Origin of the sequence: Oleiharenicola lentus (genome assembly GCF_004118375.1) — a bacterium.
Taxonomy (GTDB): Bacteria; Verrucomicrobiota; Verrucomicrobiia; order Opitutales; family Opitutaceae; genus Lacunisphaera; species Lacunisphaera lenta.
This window is the reverse complement of the sequence record NZ_SDHX01000001.1, coordinates 3,075,763-3,092,432: the sequence shown is the minus strand read 5'-3', so window position 1 is coordinate 3,092,432 and position 16,670 is coordinate 3,075,763. Positions and strand designations below refer to the sequence as shown.

11 protein-coding genes are annotated in these 16,670 nt (G+C 62.4%); 7 read left to right on the top strand and 4 right to left on the bottom strand.

Annotated features, from left to right (window positions below):
* Positions 1–36: 36 nt before the first annotated feature.
* From ESB00_RS12800 to ESB00_RS12785, 4 genes are all read left to right on the top strand, one after another.
* Positions 37–1,107: an agmatine deiminase family protein gene (locus tag ESB00_RS12800; protein ID WP_246026478.1), complete on the top strand. Its 1,071-nt coding sequence runs from the start codon at positions 37–39 to the stop codon at positions 1,105–1,107.
* Positions 1,108–1,222: 115 nt separating this feature from the next.
* Positions 1,223–1,681, top strand: coding sequence for a hypothetical protein (locus ESB00_RS12795; RefSeq protein ID WP_129048072.1), 459 nt, complete (start codon positions 1,223–1,225; stop codon positions 1,679–1,681).
* A gap of 197 nt (positions 1,682–1,878) precedes the next feature.
* On the top strand, positions 1,879–3,552 hold the full coding sequence (gene rpsA, locus ESB00_RS12790; protein ID WP_179954383.1) for a 30S ribosomal protein S1: 1,674 nt from the start codon (positions 1,879–1,881) through the stop codon (positions 3,550–3,552).
* Positions 3,553–3,907: 355 nt separating this feature from the next.
* Positions 3,908–5,107 (top strand): glycoside hydrolase family 27 protein, encoded by a 1,200-nt coding sequence (locus ESB00_RS12785; RefSeq protein ID WP_129048071.1) that lies wholly within the window; start codon positions 3,908–3,910, stop codon positions 5,105–5,107.
* Between the two features lie 69 nt (positions 5,108–5,176).
* Here the strand turns inward: ESB00_RS12785 and ESB00_RS12780 are convergent, their stop codons facing one another.
* From ESB00_RS12780 to glmS, 3 genes are all read right to left on the bottom strand, one after another.
* Positions 5,177–6,175, bottom strand: a complete 999-nt coding sequence (locus tag ESB00_RS12780) for a sigma-70 family RNA polymerase sigma factor (protein WP_129048070.1) — start codon at positions 6,173–6,175, stop codon at positions 5,177–5,179.
* 219 nt (positions 6,176–6,394) lie between these two features.
* Complete coding sequence (gene trpE / locus ESB00_RS12775) at positions 6,395–7,831, bottom strand: anthranilate synthase component I (RefSeq protein WP_129048069.1); 1,437 nt, start codon at positions 7,829–7,831, stop codon at positions 6,395–6,397.
* Positions 7,832–7,834: 3 nt separating this feature from the next.
* Positions 7,835–9,685 carry a glutamine--fructose-6-phosphate transaminase (isomerizing) gene (gene glmS / locus ESB00_RS12770; RefSeq protein WP_129048068.1) on the bottom strand — a complete coding sequence of 617 codons (1,851 nt, stop codon included), beginning with the start codon at positions 9,683–9,685 and terminating at the stop codon, positions 7,835–7,837.
* Between the two features lie 95 nt (positions 9,686–9,780).
* Between glmS and ESB00_RS12765 the strand changes: the two genes are divergently transcribed.
* Complete coding sequence (locus ESB00_RS12765) at positions 9,781–11,064, top strand: glucose-1-phosphate adenylyltransferase (RefSeq protein WP_129048067.1); 1,284 nt, start codon at positions 9,781–9,783, stop codon at positions 11,062–11,064.
* A gap of 180 nt (positions 11,065–11,244) precedes the next feature.
* Here ESB00_RS12765 and dapF read toward each other — a convergent pair whose 3' ends face one another.
* Positions 11,245–12,096 carry a diaminopimelate epimerase gene (dapF, locus tag ESB00_RS12760; protein ID WP_129048066.1) on the bottom strand — a complete coding sequence of 284 codons (852 nt, stop codon included), beginning with the start codon at positions 12,094–12,096 and terminating at the stop codon, positions 11,245–11,247.
* 190 nt (positions 12,097–12,286) lie between these two features.
* Here dapF and ligA point away from each other — a divergent pair, with 190 nt between their 5' ends.
* Both ligA and ESB00_RS12750 read left to right on the top strand, forming a co-directional pair.
* Positions 12,287–14,506, top strand: coding sequence for an NAD-dependent DNA ligase LigA (gene ligA / locus ESB00_RS12755; RefSeq protein WP_129048065.1), 2,220 nt, complete (start codon positions 12,287–12,289; stop codon positions 14,504–14,506).
* A 103-nt stretch (positions 14,507–14,609) separates the two neighbouring features.
* Positions 14,610–16,670: a tetratricopeptide repeat protein gene (locus ESB00_RS12750; RefSeq protein WP_129048064.1), complete on the top strand. Its 2,061-nt coding sequence runs from the start codon at positions 14,610–14,612 to the stop codon at positions 16,668–16,670.

Here is a 16,670-nt window from a genome sequence, read left to right as displayed (position 1 = left end):
GCACTAGCCAGCGTGTCCTGAGGCCGCACCCCACCGATGATCCAATCGAAAATCGAGAATCAAAAATCGAAAGTCAAAACCCCGGCGCAGCTGGGGTTTCAGATGCCCGCCGAGTGGGAGCCGCAGGCGGCCGTCTGGCTTTCGTGGCCGCACAACCGCGCGACCTGGCCAAGTCAGTTTCGCCCGATTCCCTACGTGTTTGCGGAGATCGTGAAACAGATCAGCCGTTTCCAGCCGGTGCGCATCAACTGCGCCGCCAAGCTGCAGCCGCGCGCGAAACGTCTCTGCGCGAAGGCCGGGGCGGACATGTCACGCGTGAAATTCCACAACCACCCGACCAACGACACTTGGTGTCGCGACCACGGACCGATCTTCGTGAAGCACCGGCGCACGGGCGAGGTGGCGGTGACCGATTGGGTGCACAATGCCTGGGGCGGCAAATATCCGCCCTACGACCTCGACAACAAGATCCCTCCGAGCATCGCACTCGCCCTCAAGCTGCGCCGCTTCGAGAACGACATGGTGCTCGAGGGCGGTTCGATTGATGTGAATGGCGCGGGCCTTTTGCTCACCAGTGAACAGTGTCTTTTGAACAAGAACCGCAATCCGCGGCTTTTCCGCAGCGACATCGAGCAGAACCTGCGCGACTACCTTGGCGTCGAACAGATTCTGTGGGTGGGCGAGGGGATCGTGGGTGACGACACCGACGGCCACATCGACGACATCACACGTTTCTACAAGGCCGACGGATTTATTACGTGCGTGGAGCCGAACCGGCGCGATCCCAACCACCGGCTGCTCGCGGAAAATCTCGAGCGCCTGCGCGGTTTCCGCACGCCGGTCGGAAAGAAATTCGACATCGTGGAGCTGCCGATGCCAAAGCCGTTTGGCTTCCACGGCCAGCAGGTGCCCGCGAGCTACGCGAATTTTCTCATCATCAACGGCGCGGTGCTCGTGCCGCAGTTTCGCCAGCCGAAGCGCGATGCCGCCGCCTGCGAAATCATCGGGAACTGTTTCCCCGGCCGCGAGGTCGTGCCCATTGACTGCTATCACCTGATCTGGGGTCTCGGCACCCTGCACTGCATTTCCCAACAGCAACCCGCCTGAACCGGCGAACCGAACCATTTCAAATTCACACCACCGGCCATTCTGAGCGCAGCGAAGAATCCAGAAGCACGATCGAACTGGATCCTTCGCTGCGATCAGGATGACGCTTCAAAAAATGAATCTGCCTCTTCGCTTCTTTCTTGTTCTTGCTGCCTTTATGTTCGCCGGCTGCGAGTCCACTTCGTTTTCCGATCGGCTCACCGCGGTGCCGCCGCAGACCCAAGTGGTGGACGGCGATGTCGAGGGGGTCTATTTTGCCGCGCAAAAAGCCTTCAAGCGCCTCGATTTCGTGCTGGTTCGCTCGACCATGGGCCGGATCGAGGCGGCCAGCTCGATCAAGACCAGCGAGACCTTCGGTGACTCGCGGCAGACTGTCGCTCGGGTGAGGATCATCCAGCTCGAACCTGGCAAATCTGAAGTGGAGTTGAGCCTGACTCAGGAGGTCGGGAGTGCCTCCTTAGGCGGAACCCGGCAGGAGGCTTTGCGGGAGCACAGCTTCTTCCAGACCTATTTCGCTACCCTCCAGCAGGTTTGGGCAGAACTGGCCGCCGAGAAGGCCGTGGAGAAAAAGTAAGTTTGCTCTTGCCGGACGGAAGGCGTTCAGGGAATTTTTGACCCCTTTCGCGGCGTTCTTAGGTCAGGCCGGTTACTGCCGCGGTGCTCCGACCGGCCTGTCAGTCAGTCCAACCCTCAACCCACGGGCTCGCAAGAGCCCACCCGGAAACGACGGATGTGCCGGAGCCACGGCCGAAATTTCCGAAACAGTCCAACATGAGTTCGCTAATGCAGGAACTGCTCGCGCAGAGCACGTTCGACAAACTGAAGACCGGCACGATTGTCCCCGGTGTCATCACTGAAATCCGCGCCAACGAAGTCGTCGTCGATATTGGCGGCAAAGCGGAAGGCGTCATCCCCGCCAACGAGTTTTCCGATCTCGGTGAACTCCAGATCGGTTCCACCATCGAGGTCATCCTCGAGAAGCTCGAGGACAAGGAGGGCAACCCCGTCCTCTCCTACGAGCAGGCCCAGCAGAAGAAGAACTGGGAGAACATCCTCTCGAAGTGCCAGGAGGGCGCCATCGTCCCCGGCCGCGTGAAGACCAAGGTCAAGGGCGGCCTGATCGTCTCGATCGGTGTCGATTCCTTCCTCCCGGCCTCGCACATCGACATCCAGCCTCCGAAGAACCTGGATCAATACGTCGGCCAGACCTACGACTTCAAGGTTCTCAAGATCAACCACGAGCGGAAGAACATCGTGCTCTCCCGCCGCGAGCTCATCGAGGAGCAACGCGTCACGAAGCGCCGCGACCTGCTCGAGAAGCTCCAGCCCGGCCAGGTCCGCAAGGGCGTGGTCAAGAACATCACCGACTTCGGCGCGTTCATCGACCTCGACGGCATGGACGGCCTGCTGCACATCACCGACATGAGCTGGGGCCGCATCGGCCACCCGTCCGAGCTGCTGAAGCAGGGCGAGGAGATCGAGGTGATGATCATCGACATCAACCGCGAGAAGGAGCGTGTCTCCCTTGGCCTCAAGCAGACCAAGAACAATCCCTGGGACAACATCGACCACAAGTTCCCGGTTGGTTCCAAGATCCACGGCAAGGTGGTCAACCTCGTGCCCTACGGCGCCTTCATCGAGCTCGAGCCCGGCGTCGAGGGCCTCGTGCACATCACCGAGATGTCCTGGACCAAGCGCATCACCAAGCCCTCCGAGCTGCTCAAGGTCGGTCAGGAGCTCGATGCGGTCGTCCTTGGCATCCAGAAGGACGAGCAGAAGATCTCGCTCGGTCTCCGTCAGCTGGAGCCGAATCCGTGGGACATGGTCCGCCACAACTACCCGGTGGGCGCCCGCGTCCGCGGCAAGGTGCGCAACATGACCACCTACGGCGCCTTCATCGAACTCGAGGAAGGCATCGACGGCATGGTGCACGTCTCCGACATGTCCTGGACCCGCAAGATCAACCACCCGTCCGAGATGCTCAAGAAGGGCGACGAAGTGGACGCGATCGTGCTCGACGTGGACGCCGGCCAGCAGCGCATCAGCCTCGGCATGAAGCAGCTCGCCACCGATCCGTGGACCGACATCGACTCGTTCTTCCGCATCGGCGACGTCGTGCAGGGCACCATCTCCAAGGTGACCACCTTTGGCGCCTTCGTGGAGCTGAAGGACGGCATCGACGGCCTCGTGCACATCTCGCAGATCCAGGAAGACCGCGTGGACAAGGTGAAGGACGTGCTCAAGCCCGGCCAGCAGGTGTCCGCCCGCGTCATCAAGATCGACCGCGAGGCGCGCCGCATCGGCCTCTCGATCAAGGCCGCCAACTACTCGGCGGAGCAGCTCGCGCAGGAAACTGCGACCTACGAGCAGTTCTCCAAGAGCTCCGGCGCCACCGACCTCACCAACCTCGGCGACATCTTCGACGAGGCCGCGAAGAAGGAATAAGCCTCCGAGCCATTGGAAGACTTCCAAGGCGTCCCGCGCAAGCGGGACGCCTTTTTTTGGCCGACACGCGGATAGGCTTTGCGCGGACCTCTGGGGCGGCCGGACCTTCCCGCTGGATTCTACGCTGCGCTCAGAATAACAGGTCAGGGACATCTCCTGCGTAGCGCGCATTCTGAGCGCAGCGAAGAATCCAGCCGATGGCGAATGAAGTCAGGGCCGCCCAATCAAGCATCAGCCGGCGGAAAATAGCTTAAGAACCGGATAACCGATCTTACCCTGGCGACGGCGCCTTGGCTTGAGTTCAGGCCGCGAGCACGGTGACCTACTGGCGGATCACCCCTAACCCCGGATCATCATGAGAAACCTGCTCGTTGCCCTCTGCCTCGTCACGTCGGCCTTTGCCCAGAAGTTTGAGGGGCTCGTGAAGACTCCGCCGATGGGTTTCAATACTTGGAACACGTTCGCGAGCAACATCGACGAGTTCATGATCAAGGAGACCGCCGACGCCATGATCAAAAATGGCATGCGCGATGCGGGATATGTTTATATCGTGCTTGATGACACATGGTCGGCGATGGAGCGCGACAAGGATGGCAACCTCCAGGCCCACCCCGTGAAGTTCCCGAGCGGAATGAAGGCGCTCGGTGACTATCTCCATGCGCGGGGTTTCAAGTTCGGCATCTACGGGTGTGCGGGCAAAAAGACCTGCGCCGGTTATCCGGGCAGTTGGGGACACGAATTTCAGGACGCCAAGAAGTTCGCGGAATGGGGCGTGGATTACCTGAAATACGATTGGTGCCAGTCGGGCGACGCCAATGCCAAGGATGCCTACACCCGCATGCGCGATGCGATTTACGCGGCCGGCCGGCCCATTGTTTTCAGCATCTGCGAGTGGGGTAATTCGAAGCCTTGGGAATGGGCCAAGGACGTGGGGCACCTCTGGCGCACCACGGGCGATATCACCGATTGCTACGACTGCACGCAGCGCTGGGAGCGCGGCTGGAAGGTGATTCTCGATCTCCAGCACTCGCTGGTGCAGCCGGCCGACGGGCAGAACAATGGCATCGGTGCCTTTGCCGGTCCGGATCACTGGAACGACCCCGACATGCTGGAGGCCGGCAACGAGGGACTGAGCTTTGCCGAGTCACGCGCGCACTTCAGCCTTTGGTGCATCCTCGCCGCGCCGCTGATGGCCGGCAACGATGTGCGCAAGATGACGCCCGAGATCAACGCCCTGCTCATCGACCGCGAAGCCCTGGCGGTTAATCAGGATTCGCTGGGCAAACAGGGTTGGCGGTTCCGGGCCGAGAAGGGCCGGGAAATCTGGGTGCGCGAACTCGCGGGCGGCGAATGGGCGGTGGCTCTGCTCAATTCCGGTGACGAAGCCGCCGACCTGGAAATCGATTTCGGACACGGCTGGTGGTTCATCGGCGGCGAGTGCACAGTTAGGGATATCTGGGACAAACAGGACGTCGGCACCACGGCCAAGGTCTTCAAGAAGCATCTCGCTTCCCACGACGTGGCCTTTCTGCGGTTGAAGCCGTTGAAGAAGTGAACTTTCCCCTAACCCAATAAAAAGGGCGCAACCGAAAGGTTGCGCCCTTTGCTTTGGGAAAGGTGGAGATCAGGCAAATTCTTCGGTTTGCTTGGCCACGAGACCGCGAATCGCAGCGGCGCGCTCTTCGGCGAAGCGCTCCTCTTCGATCTCGTCGGTCGTGCGAATCTTGTCGTGCTTCTGCATCTGCCGGCGGATCTTGGCGAGAGCGAGATACTCGAGCTGGCGGATGCGTTCGCGGGTGACTTTGAATTTCTTGCCGACTTCCTCGAGGGTCAGCTCCTTCTCGCCATCGAGACCGAAGCGCAGGCGGATGATGCTGGCTTCGCGCGGGTCGAGGGAGTTGACCATGGCCTTGAGGTCTTCCTTGAGGCTCTTTTCGCCCAGACCTTCGAAGGGACTGACGGCGGCATCGTCACCAACGAGGTCCCCGAGCGTGGCGGAGCCGTCATCCTCTCCGACGGGGGCGTCGAGCGAGGCCGGGCGGACACTCACGGTCTTCAGGAGCGCGACCTTCGCGGTCGGGATCTGCAATTCGGCGGCGATCTCCTCGTTTTCGGGCTCGCGACCGAGTTCTTCGGTGAGTTTGGCGATCATCTTCCGCATGCGGGAGATCTTGTCCACGAGGTGGACGGGAAGGCGGATGGTCTTGGACTGGTTGGCCAAGGCGCGCTTCATGGACTGCTTGATCCACCAGGCGGCGTAGGTGGAGAGCTTACCGCCCTTGGCGGGATCGAAGCGCTCGACGGCCTTGATGAGGCCGAGGTTGCCCTCGCTGATCAGGTCCATGAGCGGGAGGCCCATCTGATTGTAATCGTAGGCGATCTTCACGACGAGGCGCAGGTTGGCCTTGATCATGTGGTCGCGGGCCGCCTTGTCGCCCCGCTTGATGCGAGCGGCGAGCTTGATCTCCTCCTCCACGGTCAGCAGGGGAGTCTGGCGGATTTCATTGAGATAAAGCTGAAGATTCGAGCGTTCGTCACGGCGGTCCACCGGAGAGGCCTGGTCAAATTCGGAAACCGGAGCAGGGGCTGCGGGCGTGATCTCCGGGCGCAGCGTCAGTCCCATATCAGGGGAGGGAATCGTGAGGCTGGCAGAGTTGACTCGCTCGTTCGTGGCAGCTTCCGGTTTGCTGTGGCGGGTGTTTTTACGATGTGGCATTTTGCGTGTCCCAGTTTGGTGGTTTGCCCGAATACCTTGCAGATAGGATGCCTGAAACAGGCATCGCATTCCCAGACGTTCTCTAACGACCTATGTTACGCAAAAATGTGCCCAACAGATGCCTAATTATGACATCTGGTCCGCCAAAGCGATGGCTTTGAAGAGCGCTGAGGCCTTGTTGATGGTCTCTTGGTATTCGGCGGAGGGCACTGAATCGGCGACCACACCAGCACCTGCCTGAATATGCACCAGCCCGTCCTTAACCAATGCCGTGCGAAGAGTTATGCAGGAGTCTAGGTTGCCGTCGTAGCTGAAATAACCGAGCGCGCCGGCATAGCTGCCCCTTTGCGTGCCTTCTTTTTCGGCAATCAGCTGCATCGCGCGAATTTTTGGAGCACCGCTGACCGTGCCGGCCGGAAAAGTAGCGCGCATCAGGTCAAAAGCGGTGCGTTCTGGCGCAAGTTGTCCCTCCACCTGTGACACAATGTGCATCACATGGGAGTAGCGCTCGATGATCATGAATTCGGGCACCTTCACTGTGCCGTAGGTGCTGACCCGGCCGATGTCGTTGCGGGCGAGATCCACGAGCATGAGGTGCTCGGCCTTTTCCTTTTCGTCGGCCAGTAATTCCTGCTCAAGAGCGACATCCTCGGCCTGCGTCTTGCCGCGCGGGCGGGTGCCGGCGATGGGGCGGATCTCGACCTTCCGGCCGGTCAGGCGCACATGAACTTCGGGCGAAGCACCGACGAGCGCGAAGCCTTCCGTCTCCAGAATGAACATGTAGGGCGACGGGTTGACCGTGCGCAGGGCGCGGTAGAGGTCGAGCGGGGTCCGGTTGAACTCCCGGCTAAAGCGCTGCGAGAGCACGATCTGGAAGATGTCGCCGGAGCGGATGAACTCCTTGGAGTCATCGACCATTTTCTCGAAGGCGTCCTTCGAGAAGTTGCCGGCGGGCACCTGCACCGGGCCGGTGGTGCCCAAAATGGCCGGAGCGAGCGGAGTGGGGCGGGCGAGGGCCGCGCGCATGCGTTCCAGCTCGGCACAGGCGGCATCGTACGCGGCCCCGGCATCGCCGCGGACATGGGCATTGACGATCAGCCGCATCGTCTGATGCGCACGGTCGAAGGCCAGGACCGAGTCGCACAGCATGAACCACATCGCGGGCACGCCCAGTTCATCCTTTGCGGCCAAGGGGACGGTTTTCTCGACGCCGTGAATGAACTCATAGCCCAGATAACCCACGGCACCCCCGGTGAAGGGCGGGAGGCCGGGCACGGCGACAGGCTTGTAGCCGGCGAGTTCAGCCTCGAGCAGCTTCAGCGGATCACCCTCCCCGGCTCGGGCGGAGAGGATTTTTCGCGGGTTGCAGCCGATAAAACTGTAGCGGGAGACATTTTCGCCCCCTTCGACCGATTCCAGCAGGAAGGCCGGGCCTGCGCCACGTAGTTTGGCATAGGCCGAGACGGGCGTCTCAAGGTCGGCGAGGAGATCCGCGCAGACCGGGATGACGTTGCCCTGCCGGCTGAGTTCCAGGAAAGTGTCGCGGGTGGGAGTGACTTGCATGCGTTATTCGACCGTCACCGACTTTGCCAGATTGCGCGGCTTGTCCACGTCCCGATTCAACTCCACGGCGATATAATAGCTGAGAAGCTGGACCGGCACAGTCGCGACGACCGGAAGCACGGACTCGTGACACTCGGGGATGGTGATGACCTCATCGGCCAGACCGGCAGGGAGGTCGCAATTCGCGGTGGCGATGGCGATGATCTTACCCTTGCGGGCCTTGATTTCCTGCATCGAGGAGACGACCTTGTTGAACATCTCGCCGGAGGGCACGAAGAACACCGAGGGGCAGTTTTCGCTGATCAGGGCGATGGGGCCGTGCTTCATCTCGGCCGCGGGGTAGCCCTCGGCGTGAATGTAGGAGATCTCCTTGAGTTTGAGCGCTCCTTCCAGGGCAACCGGGAAGAGGGAGAGTCGTCCGAGGAACAGGAAGTCGTGGTAGTGGGCGAAACGTTTGGCGATTTCCCGGATACGCGGGGCCTGCTCCAGCACCTTGCGGACGAGATCGGGGGTGCCCTTGAGGGCGTTGACCACTTCCACGCCTTCGCTGAAGCTCATGTCGCGCATGCGACCCAGGTAGAGCGACAGCATGGCCCCGATGAGGATTTGGGAAGTGAAGGCCTTGGTCGAGGCCACGCCGATCTCGGGCCCAACATGCTGATAGACGCCGCCGTCGGCCTCGCGGGCGATGGTCGAGCCGACCACATTGCTGACCGCGAGGACCTTGTAGCCCTTGCGCTTGGCTTCGCGCATGCCGGCCAGGGTGTCGATGGTCTCGCCGGACTGGCTGATGGTGAAGAACAGTGTGTTGCTGCCCAGGGGCATGTTCCGGTAACGGAACTCCGAGGCGTAATCCACCTCGACCGGCAATCGGGCGAAGCGCTCGATGAGGTGTTCGGTCACCAGGCAGGCGTGCCACGCGCTGCCGCAAGCGAGCAGATGCACACGGTCCACTTGGCGCAGGTCCACGGCGGAGATGTTGAGTCCGCCAAACTGGGCGGTGCTCCCGTCCTCCGAGAAGCGGCCGCGCATGGTGTTTTCGAGCGCAGTGGGCTGCTCGAAAATTTCCTTCTCCATGAAGTGGGCGTAGCCACCCAGTTCGGCATCGGCGATGTTCCAGGTGATCTTGTCCACCACGGGCGAGACATCCTCGGCCTCGAGGGTCGTGATGCCGAAGCCCTGGGCGGTGATGTGCACGAGCTCTCCGTCCTTAAGATAGACCACATTCTGGGTGCGGCTGATGATGGCGGAGACGTCGCTCGCCAGCATGTATTCACCATCGCCCACGCCCAGGATGAGCGGGGAGCCCTTCCGGGCCGCGACAATTTCCGCGGCACAGTCGCCACACATCACCGCAATGCCGTAGGTGCCCTGCACATGGCGCAGGGTCTTGCGGACGGATTCAAGGAAGCGGCTGCCCTCGGCCGGCACGGGTTCCTTCTGATAGTGGTAGGCGATGAGGTTGCAGAGCACCTCGGTATCGGTTTCCGACTGGAAGGTGTAGCCCTTGGTGAGCAGGAACTTTTTGATGCTGGCGTAGTTTTCAATCACACCGTTATGGATGAGCGCGATTTTGCCATCACTGCTCACGTGCGGATGGGCGTTGGCGTCGGTCACGCCGCCGTGGGTGGCCCAACGGGTGTGGCCGATGCCGGAAAAGCCGGGTATCTTTTGGGCTGACGTGGCCTTGATCAGGCCGTCCACCCGTCCGATTTTCTTGGCCACTTCGAAGCGTCTGTCCTGTTGGACCGCAATGCCGGTGGAGTCATACCCGCGATATTCGAGGCGCTTGAGTCCTTCGAGGATGATGGCCGACGCCTTTTGTTTGCCGATGTAGCCTACGATTCCGCACATGGTATTGGGATTAGTTTTGGTGGAGCGATTGGTTTTGGCTGGCGATTTTTGGTCTCATACAAATCATACCGCAAGGAATTAGAACACCCCTATTTATGTCAGACTCAAAACGTGTTTTGTCGGTCATCATGGGTGGCGGTCGCGGCACCCGCCTTTATCCCCTTACCAAGGAGCGCTGCAAACCTGCCGTTCCTCTTGCCGGCAAATACCGCCTGGTGGACATCCCGATCAGCAACTGCATCAACTCGGGTTACAACCGGATCTTCCTGCTCACCCAGTTTCTCACTGCGTCGCTGCACCGGCACATCAACAAAAGTTTTCACTTCGATCCCTTCGGCGCCGGGTTCATCGATCTGCTCTCGGCTGAGCAGACCAACCTCAGCACCTCTTGGTATGAGGGCACGGCCGACGCCGTGCGCCGCAACCTCGAGCATTTCAACGGCCACCAGCACGATTTCATCCTGATCCTCTCAGGCGACCAGCTTTACCGGATGGATTTCCGGAAGATCATCGACCAGCACGTGGCTACCGGCGCCGATGTCACGATCGCGGCGATTCCATTCCCTGTCTCCAAGGTCGAGGGCCTGGGCCTCATGCGCGTGAAGGATGATCTCTCGATCTCCGAGTTCGTCGAGAAACCCAAGGACCCCGCGATCATCAACGGTCTTACGATCAGCCCCGCGCTCGAGGCGAAGCTGGAGCCTTGCTCCGAAAAGCGCTGCCTCGCCTCGATGGGCATCTACGTGTTCAGCCGCAAGGTCCTGCAGCAGGCCCTCGCCAATGACATGAAGGATTTCGGCAAGGAGGTCATCCCGGCGCTGCTCGGCAAGGCCAAGCTCTTCAGCCATATCTTCGAGGGCTACTGGGAGGATATCGGCACCGTGCGCGCCTTCTTCGAGGCGAACCTCGCGCTCGCGCAGCCGCTGCCGCCCTTCAACTTCTTCGACCGCAGCGCCCCGATCTTCACTCACGCGCGCTACCTGCCTGCGTCCAAGGTCAACCGTTGCAACATCGACCACGTCGTCATTGGCGATGGCTGTCTGGTGACCGACTCCACGCTCAAGCACAGCGTCATCGGCATCCGCTCCATTCTGGGCGAGAATTCCCATCTCGAGGATGTGGTCATGATGGGCGCCGACTACTATCAAACGAAGGCCGAGGTGCAGACGGATCGCGACAACGGCCGGCCGCCCATCGGGGTCGGTCGCAACTGCCGCATTCAGCGCGCGATCATCGACAAGAATGCGCGCATCGGTGACAACGTTTCGCTTTCCCCGGAAGGCAAGGCCGACGGGGACTACCCGCACGGCGTGGTCATCCGCGACGGCATCCTCTGCGTCTGCAAGGGAGCTGTCATCCCGTCAGGATTCACACTCTGAACCCATAGCCAGCCCGTTTAATCACCGGCTGGCTTCTTCTGATCAGCTAATTGCTCGTCGGCAGCAGAGGCGTTGGGCCGGGGCGCGGGCTCGCTTCCGTCTTTTCATAGGTGGCATGCCTGGCGGAAATTGCCCGCCAGCTGCCTGCTCACGGAACAATCCGGACTACTTGGTCAGCGCTCAGACCTTGGTGGTGAACAGCTCAGGGTGGAGTGTGCCCTCGGCCACGCGGGTGACCGGACCGGTCATGCGGATGGAGAAGTTGTCGCCGATCTCGATGCCGATCTGTCCGCCGGGCATGTGCACGGTGACTTTACGGTCCACGAGGCCGAGCTTGTGCGCCACGGCCGCTGACGCGCTGGAGCTGCTGCCGGAGGCGAGTGTATAGCCCGCGCCCCGTTCCCAGATTTCGATCCGGATGTTGGCTCGGTCGAGCACCTGCAGGAACTGGACGTTGGTCTTGCGCGGGAAGTTGGCGTGGGTTTCGAGGTGAGGGCCGTAGCGGTGCGCCAGCTCGGGTGAGACGGTCGGCAGCGGGATCACGCAGTGCGGGTTACCAATCGTTGCGGCGGTGAAGATGAACTCGCGGTCGAGGATCTGGATTTTCTCCTGCAAGACCTCGCGCGGAGCGCCGACGACGGGTATTTTGGCGCTGTCGAAGCTGACGTGCCCCATGTCGATCGTGAGCAACTGGCCGCCGGGTGCGATGACGACGTTCACCACGCCGCCGGGCGTGTCCACGGTGAAGGGCGCGGTCGTGACCTTCTTCTGGTCGTAGAGGTAGCGGGAAAAGATGCGGAGCCCGTTGCCGGACTTTTCTGCTTCCGAGCCGTCGGGATTGAAGATGCGCAGGCCGAACTGGGCGCGCTGCGTCGGCAACGGACCCCAAAGGATGCCGTCGGAGCCGGCGCCGAAATTGCGATGACAGATAACACGGGTCTGTTCTGTCGTCGGGGCGGACCAGCCGGGAAAATCGGCCGGATCCATCACGATGTAGTCGTTGCCGAGGGCGTGATACTTGTGGAATCGCATGAGTCTTTGCAGAGACAACAATCCGCGGGAAGCAGGCAAGCACGGAAAAGCCCCGGGCCCTCCGGCCATCAGCTCATTTTGCGGACGGCCTCCGTTGATTGGCGGCTGTCTGCGCTCGATTGAACCGCCCGGGTGGAATCGGTGTTGCCCCGGGAGAGCCGAGACGGAAACCTGATCTGCAACGTATTCCATGACCCCCGCCGAGGCCCAGAAACGCATCGCCCAGCTCCGCGCCGAAGTTTCGCGTCATGACGAGCGCTATTACCGGCAGGCCCGACCGGAGATCACGGATTTCGCATACGATGGGCTGAAGCGTGAGCTGGCCGAACTGGAGGCGCGCTATCCCGAGTTTGCCAGCGCCGACTCACCCACGCAACAGGTCGGTGATGACCGCGCGCAGGGCTTCAAGGAAGTCGCGCACCGGCAGAAGATGCTCAGCCTCGACAACACCTATAGCGAGGAGGAGGTGCGGGCGTTTCATACCCGGCTGGCGAAGCTGCTCGGCTCCGGGGAACTGCATTATACGGTCGAGCCGAAGATCGACGGCCTCGCCATCAGCCTGACCTACGAGCAGGGCCGCTTCGTGCGGGCAGTCACGCGCGGCACAGGCGAAAAGGGCGACGATGTGACCGCGAACGTGCTCACGATTGCCACGGTTCCGCGCGAGCTAAAGGCCGTGCCCGGCACGACCATGCCCGACTTCGTGGAAATTCGCGGCGAGATTTACCTGACGGCGGCCGAATTTCAGCGCCTCAACGCCGAGCGCGCCGCTGCGGGGGAGGAACTTTACGCCAACCCGCGCAACACCGCCGCCGGCGCGATCAAGCAGCTCGACCCGAACGAGGTGGCGAAGCGCAAACTCTCCATCGTACTCTACAGCCTCGGCCACTGTGAGCCGTCGGTCGTGCAAACGCAGGCGGAGCTGCACGCACGGCTGAAGGCCTGGGGACTCCCCGGCGTCGAGCGCATCTGGCACGTCAAGGGCATTGATGCGGCCTGGGCCGCCATCGGGGAACTTGACCAGCTGCGCCGCAGTTTCGCCTATGGCACCGACGGCGCCGTCGTGAAGCTCGACGACCTGGCGCTGCAGCGCGAGGCGGGCTCGACGGCCAAAGCACCGAGCTGGGCCATCGCCTACAAATACAAGCCCGACACCGCGCGCACGCGCCTCAAGGCCATCACCATCCAGGTCGGCAAAACCGGCATCCTCAGTCCTGTGGCCGAACTGGAGCCGGTGTTCCTCGCCGGCAGCACCATCGCGCGCGCCACGCTCCACAACGAGGAGGAGATTCGCCGGAAGGACATTCGCATTGGCGACCTCGTGGAGATCGAGAAGGCTGGCGAAGTCATCCCGGCGGTGCTGCGTTCGTTTCCGGAGGAGCGTCCGGCAGGCGCCAAGGAGTTCGACCTCCCCGCGGCGGTCGAGCACAAGTGTCCCGTTTGTGGTGGCCGGATCGCCAAGCTCGAGGTGGCGGCCGAGGAGGCGCAGGGCGTGGCGTGGAAGTGCCAGAACTACGATTGCTCTGCGCAGCGCGCGGGCCGGCTGGGTTTCTTCTGCAGCCGGCGCGCGCTGGCGATCGACGGCGTGGGCGGCGTGGTCGCCGCGAAACTCGTCGAACTCGGACACGTGCAGGACCCGCCGGACCTCTACCACGTCCCGCAGGAGACGCTCGGCACGCTAAATCTCGGCACGGCGGAGGAGCCGCGCATGTTTGGCGAGAAGAACGCCGCCAAGGTTGTCGCTGCGCGCGAGGCCGCGATGGCGCTTCCGCTCGAAAAGTGGCTCTATGCACTGAGCGTGCCCGATGTGGGAGAGTCCACTGCCCGCGAACTGGGGCGTCGGCACCGGAGTTTTGCCGAGCTGACGGATTCGCCGCTGCTTCGGGCGGTCCTGAAGAAGGCCGAATTGCTCGCCGAGCGGGAGCAACAGGCACCCAACTCGCGCAAGAACCCGCCAAAGGACGAGGCAGACAAGGCCCGGCGCAAGGAACTCTGCGCGCAGCTGGATGCGGCAATCACCGCGCTTGATGCCGGCGTTCTGGCTGGGGTGCCTTCCGAGATCGGGCCGGCCGTAGCAGCGAGCGTCGTGGAATTTTTCGCCAGCGAGCCGGGGCGCCGCCTGCTGGCGAAGTTGGCCAAGCTTGGCATCAACCCGCAGGGCTCGGTGGTCGCGGCAGGCGTGTTTACGGGCAAAACCTTCGTGCTGACCGGCACGTTGCCGACGTTGAATCGGGAGGAGGCCGAGCAGAAGATCCTCGCGGCCGGCGGCAAGGTGAGCGGCAGCGTGAGCAAGAAGACCAGCTATGTGCTGGCCGGCGCCGAAGCCGGGTCAAAACTGGAGAAAGCACAGCAGCTCGGCGTGCCCGTGATCGACGAGGTGGAGTTTCTCCGGCTTTGGGGTGGCGGTTAAGGCGACGCTCCCAGCCCGGGCGGAGCGCGGCTGCACTTTGGACACTTACTGACACAGACAATTGTCGCTCTGGTGGGCCACGTCCCTCAGATTGAAAGCCGACATGAGCAACCGTCGCACGATTCTGCTTTCCGGCGGGCTCATCGCCGCGGCAGGTGTGGCGGCTTACTGGAATTCGTTCAGCGCGCCATTCATCTTCGACGACATCCCGTCCATTCTGGACAATCCGAGTATCCGCCAGCTCTGGCCGCTCTCGGGGCCGCTGAATCCACCGCGGGAGTTCGGCTACACCGTGAGCGGGCGGCCGGTGTTGAACCTGTCGCTGGCGGTGAACTACGCGCTCAGTGGCGTGCAGCCATGGAGTTACCATGTCGTGAATCTGCTCATCCACATCGCGGCCGGATTGCTGCTGTTCGGCCTCTCTCGCCGGGTGTTGCCGCGCGTGGCAGGCGGTCGCGGCTTCGCGTCGGCCCCGGTCGAGCCCAAGCACCCGGACCGCGTGGTGCCGCCGTATCACCTAAAAGTCTTCGCCACCCCGGCGGCCTGCGCCATCGCGCTGCTGTGGGTGCTGCACCCGCTGCAGACCCAGGCGGTGACCTACGTGGTTCAGCGCGCCGAGTCGCTGATGGGTTTTTTCTACCTGCTCACGGTCTATGCCTTCGTGCGGATGGCCGGGGCGGGTGGCGGTTGGAAGTGGGGTGCGATCTCGGTGTTTGCCTGTCTGCTGGGGGTGGGCACCAAGGAGGTGGCGGTGACGGCGCCCATTTTTGTGCTGATGGCCGACCGGGTTTTTTATTGCGACAGTGTATTGGCCGCCTTGCGGAGGCGTCCGTTTTACTACCTCGCACTCGGGGCCACCTGGGTGCCGTTGGCATGGTTGGTCCTGGGCACCGGGGGGGACCGGGGTGGCACCTACCGGTGGAGTGGGGAAGCGTTTCTGCAATATTGGCTGACGCAACCCGAAGCGCTGACGCGCTATCTCGGTCTCACCGTCTGGCCGCATCCCCTGATTTTTGAATACGGCATCGTGGGCGATCCACGCCGGGCGGTGCTGATCGGCTGTTCTTTGATGATCGCGCTGTTGCTCGGATTGACGGCCTGGCTGTGGTGGCGACGGCGTCCGGAGTCGCTCGGCTTGGGGGCATTCTTCCTCTTGCTCGCGCCGACCACGGTGATGCCGGGGGCGCAGATCATCGTGGAGCATCGGATGTATCTGCCCTTGGCGGCCCTGATCGGCGTGCTGGTCGCGGCTACGACCGCCTGGGTGGGGCGGAGGGGATTGGCGCTGTGTTTCGCGGTGGCGATCGCCGCCGGCCTGGCAACGGCGGACCGCAACCGGGATTATCAGGATCCGTTCCGGCTATGGAGCGACAATGTCCAGAAACGCCCGACCAGTGCCAAGGCCCACAACAACCTGGCTCATGCCTACTATCACCGCGGCGAATTTGATGCGGCGATTCGGCACTATGGACAGGCCGTGCGACTGGAGCCGGAAGTGGCGCAGGTGCATTTCAACCTTGGCCTCGCGCTGCAGGATGCCGGCCGCCCGGCGGAGGCGATCCAGTCCTACGCCGAAGCCGTGCGTCTCCTGCCGAACTTTGCCCAGGCCCGGGCGCTGCTGGGTGTGCTGTTGGCCAAGGAAGGGCAGGTCATCGAGGCCTCCGCGCACCTCCAGGCGGCCTTGGCCTTGCGCTCCAACTTGCCCGAAGTGCATCTCGGATTCGGCTTGATCCTGCTGCAGCGCGAGCGTTTCGCCGAGGCAGCGACGGCTTTCTCGCGAGCCGCGGAGCTTGCTCCCGCGTTGCTTGAGGCCCGCCTGCAGCTCGGAGTGACCTTCACCCGCCAGGGGAGATTGACCGATGCGGTGACCATTTTGCGGCAGGTGGTGGCGGAAGCGCCGGCCACCGCCGAGGCACACGCCAACCTGGCCATTGCGTTGGCCGAGTCCCGGGAATTTGAGGCGGCGGTGACGAGCTACCGGGAAGCCATCCGGCTGCGACCCGACTACGCGAATGCCTATTACAACCTCGGCAACGCCCTGCTGGAATTGCGCCGTTGGCGCGAAGCGCGGGAGGCTTTTGAGTCGGCCTTGAAACTTCAGCCGGACTTCGCGGCGGCTCAGGAAATGCTCTCCCGGATGCGTGCAGCCAAGCTGCCGGACTGA